The organism is Streptomyces sp. NPDC001663, assembly GCF_042893105.1.
GTDB lineage: Bacteria > Actinomycetota > Actinomycetes > Streptomycetales > Streptomycetaceae > Streptomyces.
The window spans coordinates 170650-187305 of record NZ_JBIAUR010000011.1 but is presented as its reverse complement, the minus strand read 5'-3'; the positions used below and the strand labels follow the sequence as shown (position 1 = coordinate 187305).

Sequence of the window (16656 nt, the reverse complement as noted above, 5' to 3'; positions counted from 1 at the left end):
GGCGTGGAGAGATGGGTTTCGGCAAGGACGCGGGCGGCCCTGGGAAGCGCTCGCTCCCCCGCCGTTGCCTCAGGAGGCCTCGCTCTGCTGTCCGTCGGCGAGGGGCTCGTCCGTAGTGGCGATCCCAGCAGCAGCCTCGCCGTCGTACTGCTGCTGGCGCTCGCCACGACGCTGCCTCTCGCCCTCGTCCTCGGGGTCGGGCGGGGCAGCCGGGCCGGGGCCGCGATCGCCGTGAGCGCCGCCTGTGTGCTTGCGCTCGTGCCGTTCCAGGCGCTCACCTTCGGTGCCGCCGTCGCCCAGCTCAGCTGCGTGTACGTGCTGGCGCGGACGGGGCGGCCGCTGCTCGGCGGGCTGCTCGTCGCGCCCTACGTCGTCATCGCCCTGTTCGGTCACGAGGACGCCACCCGGATCGTGGCCGTCCTGCTCGCCACGTCGGCCTCCGTCGCCGCCGCGACCGGCATCGCGCGCCACGTACGCAGCACCGCCCTCGCGCACAGCGCGACCGAGCAGGCCTTCGCGGACACGCTGCTGGAGCATGCCGCCCGGGGCGAACGGGCCCGTATCGCAAGGGAGTTGCACGATGTCGTGGCGCACCACGTCTCGATGATCGCAGTGCAGGCGGAGAACGCGCGGCTGACCACGCCCGGCCTGCCGCCGGAGGGCGCCGCCCGCTTCCTGGCCATCGGGGACACCGCGCGCACCGCCCTGACGGAGATGCGCCGGCTGCTGGGCGTGCTGCGGGAAGACGCAAACGACACGGACACGGGTGTGCGGCGTCGGCCCCAACCCGGTCTCGGACAGTTGATGGAGCTGCTGGACGAGTCGCGCGACGCGGCCGGTTCGGGGACCCGGCTGATCGTCAGCGGGTCGGTCGGACCGCTCGACCCGGGCATCGAGGTCACCGCGTACCGGATCGTCCAGGAGGCGCTGACCAACGCGCGACGGCATGCGCCGGGTGCGGCCGTGGACGTGGAACTCCGGTACGAGGAGGACGAGTTGGCGATCCGGATCCGGGACAACGGGCCCGGCCCGGCGGCCCCCGGCTCACCCCACTCCCCCGGATCTCCCGGCTCCCCCGGTCACGGCCTGCTCGGCATGCGCGAGCGCGCGGCGACGGTCGGCGGCACGCTCGGCACCGGACCGGCGCCGGGCGGCGGCTTCCTCGTCGAGGCACGGCTCCCGGTGCGCGCGGAGGCCCTCGCATGAGCGCGGGCGCGGGCGCGGGCGTCCGGATAGTCGTGGCCGACGACCACGAGGTCGTCCGTGCCGGTTACGCCGGGCTCCTCGCCACCCAGCCCGACTTCAGCGTCGTCGGCACCGCCTGCGACGGCGCCGAGGCGGTGCGCGTGTGCCGGGAGCAGGGACCCGACGTGGTCCTCATGGACGTACGCATGCCGGTCATGGACGGCATCCGGGCGACGGCGGAACTCCACAGCGGACCGGACGCGCCGCGCGTCCTCGTCCTCACCACCTTCGACCTGGACGAGCACGTGTACGACGCCCTCGCCGCCGGGGCCAGCGGGTTCCTGCTCAAGGACGTGACGGCGGAGCGGCTGTTCGAGGCGGTGCGGGTGGTCGCCGCCGGTGAGGCGCTGCTCGCGCCCGCGATCACCCGGCGACTGATCGCCGAGTTCGCCCGGATGCGGCCCAGGGCGCCCGCCCAGGGCACGCTCGCCGGGCTCACCCCGCGCGAGACGGACGTGCTGCGGCTGCTGGCGGAGGGGCTGTCGAACCCGGAGCTCGCCGAGCGGCTGCATGTCGGCGAGGAGACGGTGAAGACGCACGTCAGCCGGATCCTGTCCAAGCTGGGGCTGCGCGATCGTACGCAGGCGGTCGTGATGGCGTACGAGACGGGGCTGGTCGTGCCGCGGACGGGATGACGGGTCAGCCCGCACACACCGGCTGGAGTACGCGGTCGAGCCCGTCGTATCGGGCCGGGGCGGGCGCCATGGTCACGTACCGGTCGCCGTGCCAGGTGTGCAGCGTCAGGTGCAGCAGGGGTGTGCCCTCGTGCGGGTGCGACAGCCAGTGCCGGCAGGCGGCGGCGCGGTGGACGTACGGGTTGCTCGCGGGTGTGCCGCCGACGCCGGTGAGCGCGCGGGACGCCGGGGGCGGGGCGAGGAGGCAGCCGGTGAGCAGCGCGAGCGCGACCAGGCAGGTGGAGGCGGTGAGCGTGGCCCCGGCCCGGGGCGGCAGTGTCTGCGGGCGCTCCCGGAGCGGTGGCCGGCCCGCTTCGAGGATCTCGACGGCGGTCACTTGCGGCAGGCCTTCCGCACAGCTTGCCCGATCCGGTCGAACTGGGCCTCGGTGGGGACGACTTGGGCGCGTCCCTCGCCGCGCTCGTTGCGCACGATCAGGATCAGCAGGGGCATTCCGCGCCGTGGGGCGTGCCCGTGGCAGAAGACGTTGAAGCGGGTGTGCAGGGTGCGTGCCTGACCGGGGACGAGCGCGGTACCGGGGGCGGGCATGCCCCACAGCAACAGGTTGTCGTAGCCGCCCGCCATACCCGTGAACATGACGCGGGAGTCGGCCGTGACGCGGAGGGTGACCGGGAACTCCGGGCTGAGGTGGTCGGGCATGCCCACCTCCGTGATGCGGGCAGTGGTGACGGCGGCCGGGTCGGGCGGCGGTGGCGGAGGGCGGTTCTCGACGACGTAGCCCAGGACCCCGCCGAGTACGGCCACGCAGGCCGAGGCGGCGATGGTGACCCGGGAGCGGCGCGACAGTCCCCGCCAGCGCTCCCGGAACTGGGGCCGGTCCGCGCCGAGGATCTCGACGACGTCCCTGTCGTCCCCCTCGGGTGGGGTCACCATGGCGCGAGCCTAGGCGCATCGGCCGACCGATGGATATCGGCCGATCGGCCCCATTTCAGCCGTCACTTGGCCGTACGGCGATCTGTGCCGCCGTTGTCCGCCTGCGCGGCACCGGCAGCAGCCACCAGGCCGACGCCACGGACAGTGCCGCGCCGACGGCGATGCCCTCCAGGCGGGTGGGGAGCAGGTGCTGGGCGTCCTGGCCGAAGTAGCCGAGGAGGAGGGAGAGGGCGCAGGTCATGCCGGCGGCCCAGTAGGCGTAGTTGAGGGGGCGCAGCCACAGGGCCACCGTGAGGACGGTGAACATCAGCGCCACGGCGGCACGGCCGCTGATTCCGGCCGTCGCCACGCCCGCCGCCAGGAGGGTGCCGACGGTCGCCCCGGCGAGGCGCTCGACTCCCTTGCGCAGCACGTCGGTTCGGCCGCGGTTGCCGCTCGCGGCGACGTAGGCGGTGAGGACGACCCAGGGCCAGTGGCCGTCGAAGAGCAGGTGGCCGAGGGCGAAGGCGACGGCGATACCGGCCGCCATCTGCAGGGCCATGCGGGTGCTGGGCCGGGGGTGGAGCCGGGAGGGACGGCGCGGCGGTTCCGCGGCGGCCTCCGCGCGCCAAGGCCCGAACCGGTCCCCCAACCCCTGCACCAACCACACGCACCCGCACGCCGCCGCCCCGATCAGCGCCGACCAGCCCCAGGTCACCAGCCCGCTCTGTGCCTCGGGCGGCAGCGCGGGACCGGGGACGACCAGGAGGGCGACCAGCGGCAGGGTCATCAGGGTGCCGGCCTTGGTGGCGGCGGGGCCGTAGCGGCGGATCCAGATGGCCACCGCCATGGCGGCCGTGAAGACGGCGGCGCCGATCGCGTAGTGCGAGGCGATCAGACGGCCGAGGAAGATCGAGGCACCGGCCGTCGCGGGCAGCAGCACCAGCGAGGCGACCCGGCGGCGGGTGTCGGCGGTGCGCTGGGTGGAGGCGAGCGTGAGGGTCAGGGCGACCGCGAGGACGAGCACGTCGGTGTGCAGTCCGGCGGCACCTTCCAGTGCCAGGGCGGCGGCCCAGCAGAGCAGCACGGCGGTCATCGTCAGCGCCGCTTCGTACGCGTTGCGTATTAGTTTGGCGGTCACTGTCGTGATGATACGGAGGTCGCTAACGGCGAGGTAGTAAGTATTCGCGTACGATTTCTGTCATGAACCACCTCCTTCCCGACGCCGCACGCATCCGTCGCGGTCTCGTCCGGCTCAACCGTCGGCTGCGGCAGGAGCGCGGCGAGGGGAGTCTCAGCCCCAACCAGCTGTCCGTGCTCGGGCATCTGCACCGGCACGGGTCCGCCACGCCCGGCGAGGTCGCGGCGGCCGAGCGCCAGCGGCCGCAGTCGCTGACCCGGGTCTTCGCGGAGCTGGAGGCGGAGGGGCTGGTCGTACGCGAGCCGGGCACGGTCGACCGGCGGCAGTCCGTGCTGTCGCTGACCGCGGAGGGGCGGCGGGCGCTGGAGCGGGACATGGCCGAGCGCGATGCCTGGCTGGCCGAGGCGCTCGCATCCCTGAGCCCGACGGAGCAGGGAGTGCTGAGGCTGGCGGCCGACCTGATGGAACGGCTCGCGGACCATCAGGAGCCGTAGCCGGACGGTCTCGAGCCGTGGACGGACGGTCGGCGTCAGAACCCTCCGCCCCCGAAGTCGCCTCCGCCTCCGAAGTCCCCTCCGCCGCCGTCACCGAAGCCGCCGCCGAAGTCGCCGGAGTCGAAGTCCGCGCCGGAGGTGTCTCCGCCGCCGTAACCGGCGAAGTCGCCGTAGCCGGAGCCGTAGTCGGCCGCGTAGGCCGGGCTGGCCATCATGCTGCCGAGGAGGGTGCCGACGAGGAGGCCCGGGAGGAGGCCGCCGCCGAAGTAGCCGCCGGCCCAGGGGCCGTAGGCGGGGCCCGCGTCCCAGTACGGACGGCGGCCGTAGTCGGTGTCGACCTCACGGATGACGGGGTCGCGGCCGTCGGCGAGGCGGGTCGCGTCGGCCGCGCAGACGGGGACCTCGCGTGGGGCGCCGTCCGGGGGTGTCCAGGAGGCGTCGGCGACGGAGGGGCCGTGGCGCGGGTCGAAGAAGCAGGGTGGCCGGCGCTCGGGCAGGGGGCGGCCCTCGCGGCGGGCGGCGAGCTGGGCGAGCGAGAAGCGGCCGTCCTCCAGGGCCTGGGTGACGGCGCGGACGTCCTCGGGTCTGGTGGCGGCGGCCATGTACGACTTGGCCTGCTCGTAGGCGTCCAGTGCGCGTTCGTAGTCCGCGCGCATGGCGTCGTCGGCGCCCGGCTCCGCCGGGTGGAAGTCGAGGCGGTCCAGCTCCTCGCCGAAGGCGGTGATGTCCTCGTCGACCACGACCCGGAGGCGTTCCAGCGCGGCCTGCCGCTCCTCGGCCTTGCGGCGCCTGTTGCGTCGTACGAGTGCGTACGCGCCGCCTCCTCCGGCCACCAGTACCGCGCCCACGGTGATCAGCGCGGTGGACGACATCCCGCCGCTGTCGGACGAGGACCCCCAGCTCGACGGCGCGGAGCCGCCCATGTTGGTGAGGGCGCGGTCCGTGAAGTCCGTCAGCTGGGTCTTGGCGTTCTTGTCGTCCTGCACGCTGGTGACCAGGTTCTGTACGGCGGTGCGCGGCAGGACGGAGGAGTCGGCCCTCGCGTCGAAGCGGTCGCCCAGGCGGATCGCGTACAGGCCGGTGATGCCGGTGTCGGTGCGCAGGTTCCGGAAGAGGTTCGCCGTCGGGTAGCCGGCCGGGAGGACCGCCACGAAGAGGGGCTTGTCGGCGTTCTTGATCTTCTTGGCGAGGGCGTCGGCGTCGGACTTCGAGAGCTGGGCCGAGGCGGCCGGGTCGACGTAGACGGGACTCCTGCGCAGGGCCTCCGCGACCGCCGAGACGCTCGTGTCGGCGGCGGCCGGCAGGGCGCCCGCCGACAGTACGGTCAGGGCGGCGAGCACCACGGCCAGGAGCAGCCCTGGGAGGCTTCGGGTCCGTACGCCGGGCTTCATAGTTCGAAGCTACCCGAAGCATCCCAAAACTGGTCATCCCTGCAGGCGGCGGATTCCTCAGGCGGCCCTGTAGGCCGCGATCAGCTTCTCCACCGCCGCTCCGTACCGTCCGGTGAGCGAGAGGTGGTCCGCGTCGGCGAAGGGTTTCGCGACCGCAGCCGTGATGCCCGTGCCCACCTTCTGCTGCACGATCAGCCGCGCCTTGGTCACGAGCGCCCGGCCGGCCTTGTCGGCGCCCGCCTTCTCGGCGACGGCGGCGGCAACGGCGAGCGCCTTCAGCGTCACTGTGCCGCCCTCCGGCACCTTGGTCAGGGTGGTCAGGCCCCAGCCGTACGGGAACTGCGGATCGTACGAGGCATCGCCGACGTTGATCGGCAGCTGGGCCTCGGACTTGGGCCAGGTGACGGGCAGTTGGCCGGTGAAGGGCCGCTTGCCGTAGAGCACGTCGGCGACCCCGTCGCCCTCCGTGCCCGGCAGCCAGGACGCCACCAGGGCGTCGATCCCGCCGAGCCGGTCGCCGATCAGCTGGGGGCGCCCGGAGACGATCAGCACCGCGCACTTCATGGCCGCGCACACCTTGTCGACGGCGGCCTGGTCGGCGGCGGAGAGCTGCAGATCGTGCCCGTTGCCGACGTCACCGACGCCCTCGGCGTACGGGGTCTCGCCGACGACGACCACACCGACGTCGTAGCCGGTCGTGGGCGCGGAGGCGTCCTTCGAGTAGGTGACGTCACCGTCCTTCCGCATGCCGTCGAGGACGGTCGTGCCCTGGGTGTGCGTGCCGGACGCGCCCTGCCAGGTGACGGTCCAGCCGCCGGTCTGGTTGCCGAGGTCGTCCGCGTTGGACCCGGCGACGTACACCTTCTGGTTCTTCTTCAGCGGGAGCACACCACCGGTGTTCTTCAGCAGCACCTGCGACTCGGCGGCCGCCTGCCGGGCGACGGCCCGGTGCGCGGCGGAGCCGATCTGCGAGGCGTTACCGGTGTCGGCGTACGGCTTCTCGAAGAGGCCGAGCTCGAACTTCTCGGTGAGGATGCGCGACACGGCGTCGTCGACCCGCTTCTCGCCGACCTTCCCCGCCTTCACCAGGTCGATCAGCATCGCGCTGAAGTCCTTGTAGGAGTACGGCACCATCATCATGTCGACGCCCGCGTTGACCGCCGTGCCGACATGGGCGGCGTAGTCGCCGGGCAGCTGGTCGATGGCGTTCCAGTCGCTGATGACGAAGCCGTCGAAGCCCATCCGGCCCTTGAGCACGCCGTTGATCATGTCGGCGCGGGCGTGCATCTTCACCGGGCCCTGTCCGTCGCCGAGGATGTCGAGCGAGGAGTACGACGGCATGACCGAGCCGATACCCCGGTCGACGGCGGTCTCGTACGGCGCCAGGTGGATGGCCTCCAGCTGCTGCCGGGTGACCTTGGTGACGCCCTGGTCGATGGTGTACGTGCCGGTCGTCGAGGAGCCGTACTCGGTGCCGCCGTCGCCGACGAAGTGCTTGGCGGTGGCGAGGACCTTGTCGTCGTCCTTCAAGTCCTTGCCGTTCGGGGCGCCTTGGAGGCCCTGGATGACCGTCTCCATGTCCTGCACCAGGGCCGGGTCCTCACCGAAGGACTCGTAGGAGCGGCCCCAGCGTTCGTCGCGGGTGACGCAGAGGCAGGGGGCGAAGTCCCAGGGGATGCCGGTGGCGCGGACCTCGGATGCCGTCACCGCGCCTGTCTTCTGGGCGAGTTGGGGATCGCGGGTGGCCCCGATACCTGTGTTGTGCGGCATGATCGTGGCGCCGACCAGGTTGTTGTGACCGTGGACGGCGTCGACGCCGTAGATCAGCGGGATCTGGAACCGCGTTGCCTGCGCCCGGAGTTGGAAGCCGTCGATCATCTTCGCCCAGGCATCCGCGGTGTTGGGCGTGGGTGTGGAGCCGCCGCCGGACAGGAGCGAGCCGAGGTTGTAAGCCGTGACGTCGCCGCCCTCTCCGACGGCCCCGCGCTCGGCCTGGGTCATCTGGCCGGCCTTCTCCTCGAGGGACATCCGGCTCACGAGGTCCGCGACGCGCTTCTTCACGGGCAACTTCGCGTCCAGATACGGCAGTCCGTGTGCGTCGACGACTACCTGCGGGGTCTCGGCCGGGGCCTTGGCGCCGGTGACGGTCAGCTTGAGCGGGATGGTCTCGGCGGGCTCGGCGGCCTTGTCGCGCAGGGTCGCCACCCGGACGGTCCGCGTCGCGCCGGAGGCCGTACCGGCCGGGAAGGTCAGGGTGCCGGAGACCGGCGTGTAGTCCCTGCCGGGGTCCGCGCTACCGCCGGTGGTCTCGTACGCGACAGTCACCGGGTCGTCGAGGGGTACGGAGCCGGTGGTGGCGACGGTGACCTTGACGGTGGCCGTGCCGCCCTCCTCGACGGGGTGGACGGCGCCGTCGGTCGTCACGGTCGCCCGCAGGGACTGGTCGGCCTTGCCGTACAACTCGACGTCGTCCATGGCGAATTGATCCTTGACGCCGACGGGGAGGGTGACGGCGTACCCCCACATCTGCGTGAGCCCGAGGACGTGGTCGATGCCGCCGACGGGCTGGTAGTCCGTGCGGTAGACGAAGTCGGTGAAGGGGATCTCGACCTGTTTCCAGCCGCTGAAGTCGTCGGTGAAGGAGGTCGTCCACAGCTCGGAGGCCTCGCCGTTCGCGCCGCCGTCCTTGATCTCGAAGGCGACCTTCTTGCCGTTGTTCCGTCCCTCCCACCAGAAGCGGATGCCCTTGTGGGCGGACCAGTCGTGGGCGGGTTCGTTCGCGGCGAAGTCGTGGGTGAAGCCGCCGTAGCCGCTGATGTCGTAGGTGCCGGTGAGGACCTTCTCGCCCTCGGGAGCGTCATCTCGTGGACCGAGCCGGAGAGTTGGCGGATCGTCGCTGTCGCCGCCCCAGGTGAAGATGCCCTCGGCGGGCTGGTTCGCGAAGGGGACCTCGCCCTCGAAGCGGTCCACGGGGACCGGGGCGGGATCGTCGGCGGCCCGGGAAACGGTTGGCGACAGGAACGCGGCGAGCAGTGCGGCGGAGACGAGCAGAGCGGTTCTTGGCATGGACCATCCCTCGACTCTCGTGGTTCACTCAGGACTTAGATCACGCCGTGAGTTAACTAACGGCCCACAGACCCGTCAAGACGTCACGTCAGACATTTCGGGAAGGGCGACGCACGATGAGGAGAACCCCCCACCTGCTCCGGCTCATGCTGGCCGGAGTGCTCTCCACCGCCGGTCTCACCGCGGCCGTGCCATCCGCGCACGCGGCCGGCGAGCAGGTCACCGCGTATCTGACCACCACGGACGACACCGCCGGTCGGCATGTCGTCCGTGGGCTGCAGCCCCAGGCGCCGTTCGCCTTCCAGTCCGGAACCGGTGGTGGCGGCGAGAACATCACCGTCGACGAGAACACCCGGTACCAGACCTTCACCGGAGGCGGCGCATCCTTCACGGACACCGCCGCCTGGCTGATGAACAGCAGCGGGGCGCTCTCGCAGGCGACCCGGGACACGACCATGCGGAAGCTGTTCTCACCCACGGACGGGATCGGGCTGTCGTTCCTGCGCAATCCGATGGGCGCGTCCGACCTGGCGCGGTACGGATACACGTACGACGACGTGCCGGCAGGGCAGACGGATCCGGGTCTGGCCAGGTTCTCCGTCGCGCACGATCTCGCGGACGTCGTCCCGCTGACCAAGCAGGCGCTGCAGCTGAACCCTTCGCTGACCGTGATGGCCTCGCCGTGGACGGCGCCCGCCTGGATGAAGGACAGCGGGCAGCTCAACGGGGGCTGGCTGAAGGCGGAGGACTACGGGGCGTACGCCTCGTACTTCGTGAAGTACTTGCAGGCGTACCGGGATCAGGGCATCCCCGTGTCGTACGTGACGGCACAGAACGAGCCGACGTGCTGTTCGGGATACCCGTCGATGAGCTGGAACGCCGACGGTCTGGCCTACTTCACCAAGAACGAACTGCTGCCGAAGCTGCAGGCGGCGGGGCTGTCGACGAAGGTGCTCGCGCACGACTGGAACTGGGACGTCTACGACTCGTACGCGGCGCAGACGGTGGACGACGCGGCTGTGCGATCCCATCCCAACTTCGGTGGGATCGCCTGGCACGGCTACGGCGGTGACGTCGGCAAGCAGACGTCCGTGCACGACCGGTACCCGCAGCTGGACGCGTTCGGCACCGAGCACTCGGGCGGGACCTGGATAGCGAACCAGCAGCGCGAGGACATGCTCAACATCGTCGACTACACGCGGAACTGGGCGAAGTCGGTGACCAAGTGGTCGTTGGCCGTGGACCAGAACATGGGCCCGCACAACGGAGGTTGCGGTACCTGCACCGGGCTGATCACCGTGCACAACGGGGACGGGGCGAGCGGCACCGTCGACTACACGGTCGAGTACTACACGATGGGCCATCTGACGAAATTCGTCCGCCCCGGCGCGCAGCGGATCGCCTCCACCGCCTCCTCCGCCGTGCCGAACGTGGCATGGCGCAACCCGGACGGCTCGAAGGCGCTGATCGCCTACAACGACGCCTCCGCCGCGAAGACGGTGACCATCAACTGGGGCTCGCAGCACGCCACTTATTCGCTGCCGGGCAAGACATCTGCGACGTTCACCTGGTCGGGGACGCAGTCCGGAGGGGGCGGGCAGTCCGGGGCCTTCGTCGGGCCGGGCGGCAAGTGCCTCGATGTGGCGGGCGGTTCGAGTGCGAACGGTACGGCGGTGCAGCTCTACGACTGCAACGGCTCGGCCGCGCAGCAGTGGACGGTGCAGGCGGACGGGACGGTCCGGGCGCTGGGCAAGTGCCTTGACGTGACGTCGGGTTCGACCACCGACGGGGCGAAGGTGCAGTTGTACGACTGCAACGGGACCGGTGCGCAACGCTGGTCGTACAACGCCTCGACAGGCGATGTCGTGAATACAGCGGCCGACAAGTGCCTGGACGCCACGGACAACTCCTCGGCGAACGGGACGCGCGCGCAGATCTGGTCGTGCACGGGGGCCGGCAACCAGAAGTGGCGTTTGCTTTAGGACCGGCCCAGGACTGAACCGTGGACCCGGTGGGTCACCGTGATGGGGCGGTGACCCACCTGGGGCGGCTTACTCCGCCGGCTCCACGCCCGCCCGCAGCAGTCCGTACGTGTACGCGTCCTCCAAGGCCTGCCACGACGCCGCGATGACGTTCTCCGCGACGCCCACCGTGGACCACTCGCCCGCGCCGTCGGACGTGGAGATCAGGACGCGGGTCGTGGACTGGGTGCCGTGCACGCCCTCCAGGATGCGGACCTTGTAGTCGACGAGGTCGAGCTTGGCCAGCTGGGGGTAGATCTTCTCCAGCGCGACCCTGAGCGCACGGTCCAGCGCGTTGACCGGGCCGTTGCCCTCCGCCGTGGCGACGATGCGCTCGCCCTTGGCGAAGAGCTTGACCGTGGCCTCGTTGGCGTGGGTGCCGTCGGGGCGGTCCTCGACGATGGCGCGCCAGGACTCGACGTCGAAGTACTTCAGGGGCTTGCCCTCCACCTCGGCGCGCAGCAGCAGTTCGAAGGACGCGTCGGCCGCCTCGTACGTGTAGCCCTTGAGCTCGCGCTCCTTGACCCGCTCCACGACCCGGCCGACCAGCTCGCGGTCGCCGCCCAGGTCGATGCCGAGCTCCTTGCCCTTGAGCTCGATCGAGGCGCGGCCCGCCATGTCGGAGACCAGCATCCGCATGGTGTTGCCGACCAGCTCCGGGTCGATGTGCTGGTACAGGTCCGGGTCGACCTTGATCGCCGAGGCGTGCAGGCCGGCCTTGTGGGCGAAGGCCGAGACACCGACGTACGGCTGGTGCGTGGACGGCGTGAGGTTCACTACCTCGGCGATGGCGTGCGAGATGCGGGTCATCTCGCGCAGGTGGCCCTCGGGCAGGACCTTCTTGCCGTACTTGAGCTCCAGGGCCGCGACGACCGGGAAGAGGTTGGCGTTGCCGACGCGCTCTCCGTAGCCGTTCGCCGTGCACTGGACGTGGGTGGCGCCCGCGTCGACGGCGGCCAGCGTGTTGGCGACCGCGCAGCCCGTGTCGTCCTGGGTGTGGATGCCGAGCCGGGCGCCGGTGTCGGCGAGGACCGTGGAGGCGACGGCCTGGATCTGCGCGGGGAGCATGCCGCCGTTGGTGTCGCAGAGGATCACGACGGAGGCGCCGGCCTCGGAGGCGGTCCGTACGACGGCCTTCGCGTACTCGGGGTTGGCGCGGTAGCCGTCGAAGAAGTGCTCGCAGTCGACGAAGACACGGCGGCCCTGCTCGCGCAGGAAGGAGACGGTGTCGCGGACCATCTCCAGGTTCTCGTCGAGAGTGGTGCGCAGGGCGAGTTCGACGTGCCGGTCGTGGGACTTGGCGACCAGCGTGATGACCTCGGCGCCCGAGTCCAGGAGCGCCTTGACCTGCGGGTCCTCGCTCGCCTTCGCACCGGCACGGCGGGTGGCGCCGAAGGCGACGAGCTGGGCGTGCTTGAAGTCGATCTCCTGCCGGGCGCGGGCGAAGAACTCGGTGTCCCGCGGGTTGGCGCCGGGCCAGCCGCCCTCGATGAAGCCCACGCCGAAGTCGTCCAGGTGCCGCGCGATCGCCAGCTTGTCGGCGACAGTGAGGTTGATGCCCTCGCGCTGCGCGCCGTCGCGCAGGGTGGTGTCGAAGACGTGGAACGAATCGTCGAGCTCGCTGGTTTCGGTCATGGTGTCAAGGCTCCTGTGTTGGATCTCGGTCTGTACCGGAATGACCGGCTCCACCGTCCTCCAATGATCCCTCGCGCTTTGCCTCCGGCTGAAGGTGGGCCAGAAAAGCGAAAAACCCCTCGCGGGTGCGAGAGGTCTGCGCGCGGGTCGAGGACGACGGTGTCCGCCCGTACCTGGTCGTACGTGGCGGTCACTGCGGACCGGCGCGCCTGCTGCCAATAATCATGGCGAACGAGAGCACGGGGGCAGTCTGGCACAAGTCGCCCCCGTGCTCACCGTCCGTCTCAGAATGCGAACCCCCCGGGTTCAGCCCAGTCGGCGCACGAACACGTCGACGGTGCCGTTGGTGTCGTCCGGCACCAGGTCACCGGCGTACGACTCGAAGGCGACCGCCAGGCCGTCGGGCTGGATGGACGGGTTCGTCGACGATCCGTCGGCCGGGCCGCCCTGCGCGTCGGTGCTGACGAGCTGCCTCGTGCCGGCCGCCAGGTCCGCGAGCCAGACCTGGCGCGGCGCCGACGGGTCGGCCACGGGGCCGGACTCGTAGGCCACGTGCAGCCCGTCCGCGCCGAGCGAGGCCCCGTAGGTGAACTCGCCCCGACCCGCGCCCCTGACCAGCCGCGTGCGGCTCTTGTCGAGGTCGCGGACGAACACGTTGGCGCTGCCGTTGGTGTCCTTGGGCGCGAGGTTCGAGGCGTACGAGTCGAAGGCCACCCGGCGGCCGTCGGCGCTGATCGACGGTCCGGTGGACTCGCGGTTCGCCGGTCCTCCGTCGCGCGCCACGGACGCCTTCTCCAGGGACCCGGTCTCCATGTCCCGTACGTAGATGTCGCTGTGGTTGGCCGGCCCTCCCGGGTGCGGGATCGAGTACTGGTAGGCGATGTGGCGGCCGTCGGCGCTGATGGAGGGCCGGCCGGCGGCGCGCGAGCCGTCCTCGGACACCTGGCTCACCGGCGCGACGGAGCCGTCGTAGACGCGGTAGCGGTAGACACGCGGCTGCTCCACGTGGTCGGGCGTGGAGGGCAGCGTGGCCACGAACGCGACCCACTGGCAGTCGAAGCTGATCGCCGGCTGACCCATCGACGTGAACGGCACGCCCTGGTAGCTGCGCGGGAACGCGCCGATCTTGCCGACGCTGCGGTTGCGCAGGTAGATCAGCGGATCGTGGTCCTCGCGCGGGGTCGTCGTGAGGTTGGTGGCCTGTGAGACGAAGGCGATGAAGCGGCCGCCCGCGCAGGCCGACGGTTCGTAGGAGGGGCCGTCGCCCATGGTGTGGACCGGCTGCGACGCGTAGCTGACCGCGGACGTCCCGGAGGGGTCCCGGTAGTACACGTCGGACTGCCCGTTGGTGTCTCCGCCGTACGCGGCTCCGTTCGAGGTGAACGCCACGCCTCTGTCGGTCGCGGCCGGTCCGAACGACGCCTCGGCGAGCTGGCCGCCGTCCATGGCGACACTGGCGCGCTCGGTGTACGGGACCTCGGGCGCGGCGCTCGCCGTGGTGCCGCTCGCCAGGGTCACCGCGGCGGTGACGAGGGCGGCGGCCAGGGTGGCGCGTGTGCTGGTGTACACGATCTCTTCCCCCTGTTCTGGTGCGGTCGGTCAGTGGAGGTGGCGGACGAACCCGTCGTAGTGACCGTTGGTGTCGTCCGGGACGAGCCGGCTGGAGTAGCTGCCGAGGCCGACGCGGTGGGCGCCCGCGCTCACCGAGTAGACCGCGACCGACTCGTCCGTGACGGGCCCGCCGGTGGTCGCCTCGCTGACCAGGCGCGTGGAGCCGGTGCGCAGGTCGCGGAGGTAGACGTTCTCCGGCCCCAACTGCCCGTCCACCGGCCGCGGTTGCGCAAGGTAGGCCACGTACCGGCCGTCCGGGCTGAGCACGGGCCCGTTCACGCGGTCCTCACCGTCCGGACCGGCCTTCACCCGCCGGGTGACGTCCGCCCGCAGGTCGCGGACGTAGACGGTGGAGGCGGTGCTCGGCGTCTCGCCCGGGACCAGCTCCTCCTCGCCCCAGTACTGGAAGGCGATGGTCCGGCCGTCCGCGGAGAGCGAGGCGGGCATCGCGTACCGCGGTACCGGCGCGCCGTCCGTCGCGACGTTGACCTGTTCCTCGGTGCCTGTGCGGCGGTCGTGCACCCAGGTGCGCCCGTAGGTGCTGCGCGGCACCAGCTGGGTGTACGCCACATAGCGGCCGTTGTCGCTCAGCCCCTGCAGCAGCGAGGGGTTGTCCGGGCGGTCCCGGTTGCTGATCCGCTCCACAGTGCCGGTGCGGCGGTCGAGGAGGTACACGATCCCGAAGAGGTCGCCGGGGTCCTTCTCCATCCGGTCGGCCTTGGCATTGAAGGCGATGTAGCGGGCGTTCGGCGACATGGCGGCACCCGCCGTGAAGGCGGAACCCCCGTCCAGGGCCACGCTGATCCGCTCCGTGCGGCCGGTGCGCCGGTCGTGCAGATAGATGTCCTGGGCCGCCTCGTTGGTCGGCGGGTCGTCCCAGTGGACGAGGTTCCTGGCGTTGGAGCTGAACAGGACGTAGCGGCCGTCGGCGCTGATGGCCCGCGCGTTCGACTCACCGCCGACGGCCTGGGCACCGTCCGAGCCGACGCTGACCCGCTCGACGGTCCCCTTGCGCAGGTCGCGCACGAAGACGTCCGAGTTCCCGTTCGTGTCGCCCGGCACCAGATTGGAGGCGTACGCCGAGAACACCGCGAACCGGCCGTCGGCGCTGAACTCCGGCCCGTACGCGTTCTCGTTGCCCTGCTCCCCCGTCGCCGACAGGGTGACCCGCTCGGTCTGCGGCTGCGGCGCCGGTGCCGCGGACGTGGCCGACAACGCGACCAGCGCTCCCGAGACCACCGCGACGGACACCCCACGCATGGCTCTGAACACGATTCCCCCAGTGTTCCCCGTGTGACGCTTCTCCCCCGGCCCTGCGCCGAGGGCTCTCATCGAGACAAGCGCACCGCCCCACACAGGGCAATCCCCCGAATTGAGTACAACCCGGGCACGGGCTCAGTCGTCCGCGAGAAGCCCCTCCTCCAGGAACTCCCGTACATGGCCGAGAACTTGCGGTCGGTCCGCCCCCCGCAGCCCGACCGCGACGTCGATCGAGAAACCGTCCATCAGCGACCGCAGCCGGGTCGCGAAACGGTCGGGGTCGACCCGCCGGAACTCACCCCGGGACACCCCTTCGGCGATCAGTGCCACCAGGTCGCGGTGCCAGGCACCCTCGATCGCGGCCTGGCGGTCGCGGGCGTCCTCGTCGGCGTTCTGCGAGCGGTTCCAGACCTCCAGCCACAGGGTCCAGTGCGGGTCGCGGTGGCCGTCGGGGACGTACAGGTCAACGTACGCATCGAGCCGTTCGCGCGCCGTGCCCGTGCGGCCCAGGAGCCGGCCGCGTTCGGCGCCGAGCCGGCCCTCGCTCCACTCCAGGGTCTGCAGCAGCAGCTCGTCCTTGGAGCGGAAGTAGTAGAGCAGGTGCCCGCTGCTCATGCCGACCTCGCGGCCGAGCGCGGCCATGGTGAGCTTCTCCAGACCGCGTTCGGCGATCATCTCCATGGCGGCGGCTAGGACGTCCTCGCGGGGCGGGGCGGGAGTGCGGCGGCGGGGGGACGGCGGGGTCATGCCGGGGTCACCCGCACCGCGTCGGGCAGGAAGTCCGTCTCGTATGCGCCGGTGCAGTCGGCGTACAGCGTCGCCACCACCGCGCCGCACCCCGCGCACACCTCGTTGGGCCCCTCACGCCCGGGCGGACCGCAGCACCCGATCTCCTGGAAGGCGGGGTTGGCGGACAGATACGCGCGGGTGTCCTCGGGGTGGGTCACCAGTGTGTCGCGCGGCCCGGCGGACATGAGGAATCCCTGTCCGCCGGGGTCGCCCATGCAGCTGTTGCCCGGGTTGGCGGCATCGCACCAGTCGGGATCGGGATGCGGCACGTACGGCGCCCCGCACGGCTCCGGGTCCACCGCGTACGCCCCGCGCGGCACGGTCGACGGGGCGCGGCGGGATCCGTCGGCGTTCTTGCGCCCGTCGTACTCCGGGCGGGGCGGGACCTCCGGCAGGAGGCGCAGCGGCTCGGTCAGCCGGCTTCCGCAGGCGGCGCAGATCAGCACGTTCACCCGT

General features: G+C 71.4%; 14 protein-coding genes. 4 read left to right on the top strand and 10 right to left on the bottom strand.

The features are described from left to right. The first annotated feature begins 3 nt into the window (after positions 1-3). Together ACFY1L_RS33050 and ACFY1L_RS33045 are read left to right on the top strand one after the other, a co-directional pair. Positions 4-1206 carry a sensor histidine kinase gene (locus tag ACFY1L_RS33050; protein ID WP_388832751.1) on the top strand — a complete coding sequence of 401 codons (1203 nt, stop codon included), beginning with the start codon at positions 4-6 and terminating at the stop codon, positions 1204-1206. Then, positions 1203-1880 carry a response regulator gene (locus ACFY1L_RS33045; RefSeq protein WP_388832258.1) on the top strand — a complete coding sequence of 226 codons (678 nt, stop codon included), beginning with the start codon at positions 1203-1205 and terminating at the stop codon, positions 1878-1880. The genes ACFY1L_RS33050 and ACFY1L_RS33045 overlap by 4 nt, the downstream gene beginning before the upstream one ends. 4 nt (positions 1881-1884) lie before the next feature. On the opposite strand, the gene ACFY1L_RS33040 is transcribed toward ACFY1L_RS33045, so the two are convergent. From ACFY1L_RS33040 to ACFY1L_RS33030, 3 genes are read right to left on the bottom strand one after another with little or no spacing between them, the layout of a single operon-like run. Further along, positions 1885-2256: a hypothetical protein gene (locus ACFY1L_RS33040; RefSeq protein ID WP_388832255.1), complete on the bottom strand. Its 372-nt coding sequence runs from the start codon at positions 2254-2256 to the stop codon at positions 1885-1887. Further along, complete coding sequence (locus ACFY1L_RS33035) at positions 2253-2813, bottom strand: hypothetical protein (protein WP_388832252.1); 561 nt, start codon at positions 2811-2813, stop codon at positions 2253-2255. Before ACFY1L_RS33035 ends, ACFY1L_RS33040 begins: the two co-directional genes overlap by 4 nt. Positions 2814-2868: 55 nt before the next feature. Continuing rightward, positions 2869-3933, bottom strand: coding sequence for an FUSC family protein (locus ACFY1L_RS33030; RefSeq protein WP_388832249.1), 1065 nt, complete (start codon positions 3931-3933; stop codon positions 2869-2871). Between the two features lie 62 nt (positions 3934-3995). Between ACFY1L_RS33030 and ACFY1L_RS33025 the strand changes: the two genes are divergently transcribed. Further along, positions 3996-4427: a MarR family winged helix-turn-helix transcriptional regulator gene (locus ACFY1L_RS33025; RefSeq protein WP_388832248.1), complete on the top strand. Its 432-nt coding sequence runs from the start codon at positions 3996-3998 to the stop codon at positions 4425-4427. 35 nt (positions 4428-4462) lie between these two features. Here ACFY1L_RS33025 and ACFY1L_RS33020 read toward each other — a convergent pair whose 3' ends face one another. Then, complete coding sequence (locus ACFY1L_RS33020; RefSeq protein WP_388832245.1) at positions 4463-5818, bottom strand: hypothetical protein; 1356 nt, start codon at positions 5816-5818, stop codon at positions 4463-4465. Between the two features lie 57 nt (positions 5819-5875). Continuing rightward, entirely contained in the window at positions 5876-8884 is a 3009-nt protein-coding gene (locus ACFY1L_RS33015) for a glycoside hydrolase family 3 N-terminal domain-containing protein (RefSeq protein WP_388832243.1), read from the bottom strand. Between the two features lie 116 nt (positions 8885-9000). Here ACFY1L_RS33015 and ACFY1L_RS33010 point away from each other — a divergent pair, with 116 nt between their 5' ends. Next, positions 9001-10866, top strand: coding sequence for a lectin (locus ACFY1L_RS33010; RefSeq protein WP_388832240.1), 1866 nt, complete (start codon positions 9001-9003; stop codon positions 10864-10866). Between the two features lie 69 nt (positions 10867-10935). Here ACFY1L_RS33010 and cimA read toward each other — a convergent pair whose 3' ends face one another. From cimA to ACFY1L_RS32985, 5 genes are all read right to left on the bottom strand, one after another. Further along, on the bottom strand, positions 10936-12540 hold the full coding sequence (cimA, locus tag ACFY1L_RS33005) for a citramalate synthase (protein ID WP_388832237.1): 1605 nt from the start codon (positions 12538-12540) through the stop codon (positions 10936-10938). 306 nt (positions 12541-12846) lie between these two features. Continuing rightward, a complete protein-coding gene (locus ACFY1L_RS33000; RefSeq protein ID WP_388832234.1) occupies positions 12847-14109 on the bottom strand; it encodes a hypothetical protein in 1263 nt (420 codons plus the stop codon). A 30-nt stretch (positions 14110-14139) separates the two neighbouring features. Then, on the bottom strand, positions 14140-15411 hold the full coding sequence (locus tag ACFY1L_RS32995; RefSeq protein WP_388832231.1) for a hypothetical protein: 1272 nt from the start codon (positions 15409-15411) through the stop codon (positions 14140-14142). A gap of 135 nt (positions 15412-15546) precedes the next feature. Continuing rightward, positions 15547-16158 carry a TetR/AcrR family transcriptional regulator gene (locus ACFY1L_RS32990; RefSeq protein ID WP_388832228.1) on the bottom strand — a complete coding sequence of 204 codons (612 nt, stop codon included), beginning with the start codon at positions 16156-16158 and terminating at the stop codon, positions 15547-15549. Continuing rightward, the gene (locus ACFY1L_RS32985; RefSeq protein WP_388832225.1) at positions 16155-16652 is read right to left on the bottom strand and encodes a hypothetical protein; all 498 of its coding nucleotides are present in this window, start codon (positions 16650-16652) and stop codon (positions 16155-16157) included. Before ACFY1L_RS32985 ends, ACFY1L_RS32990 begins: the two co-directional genes overlap by 4 nt. Positions 16653-16656 lie beyond the last annotated feature (4 nt).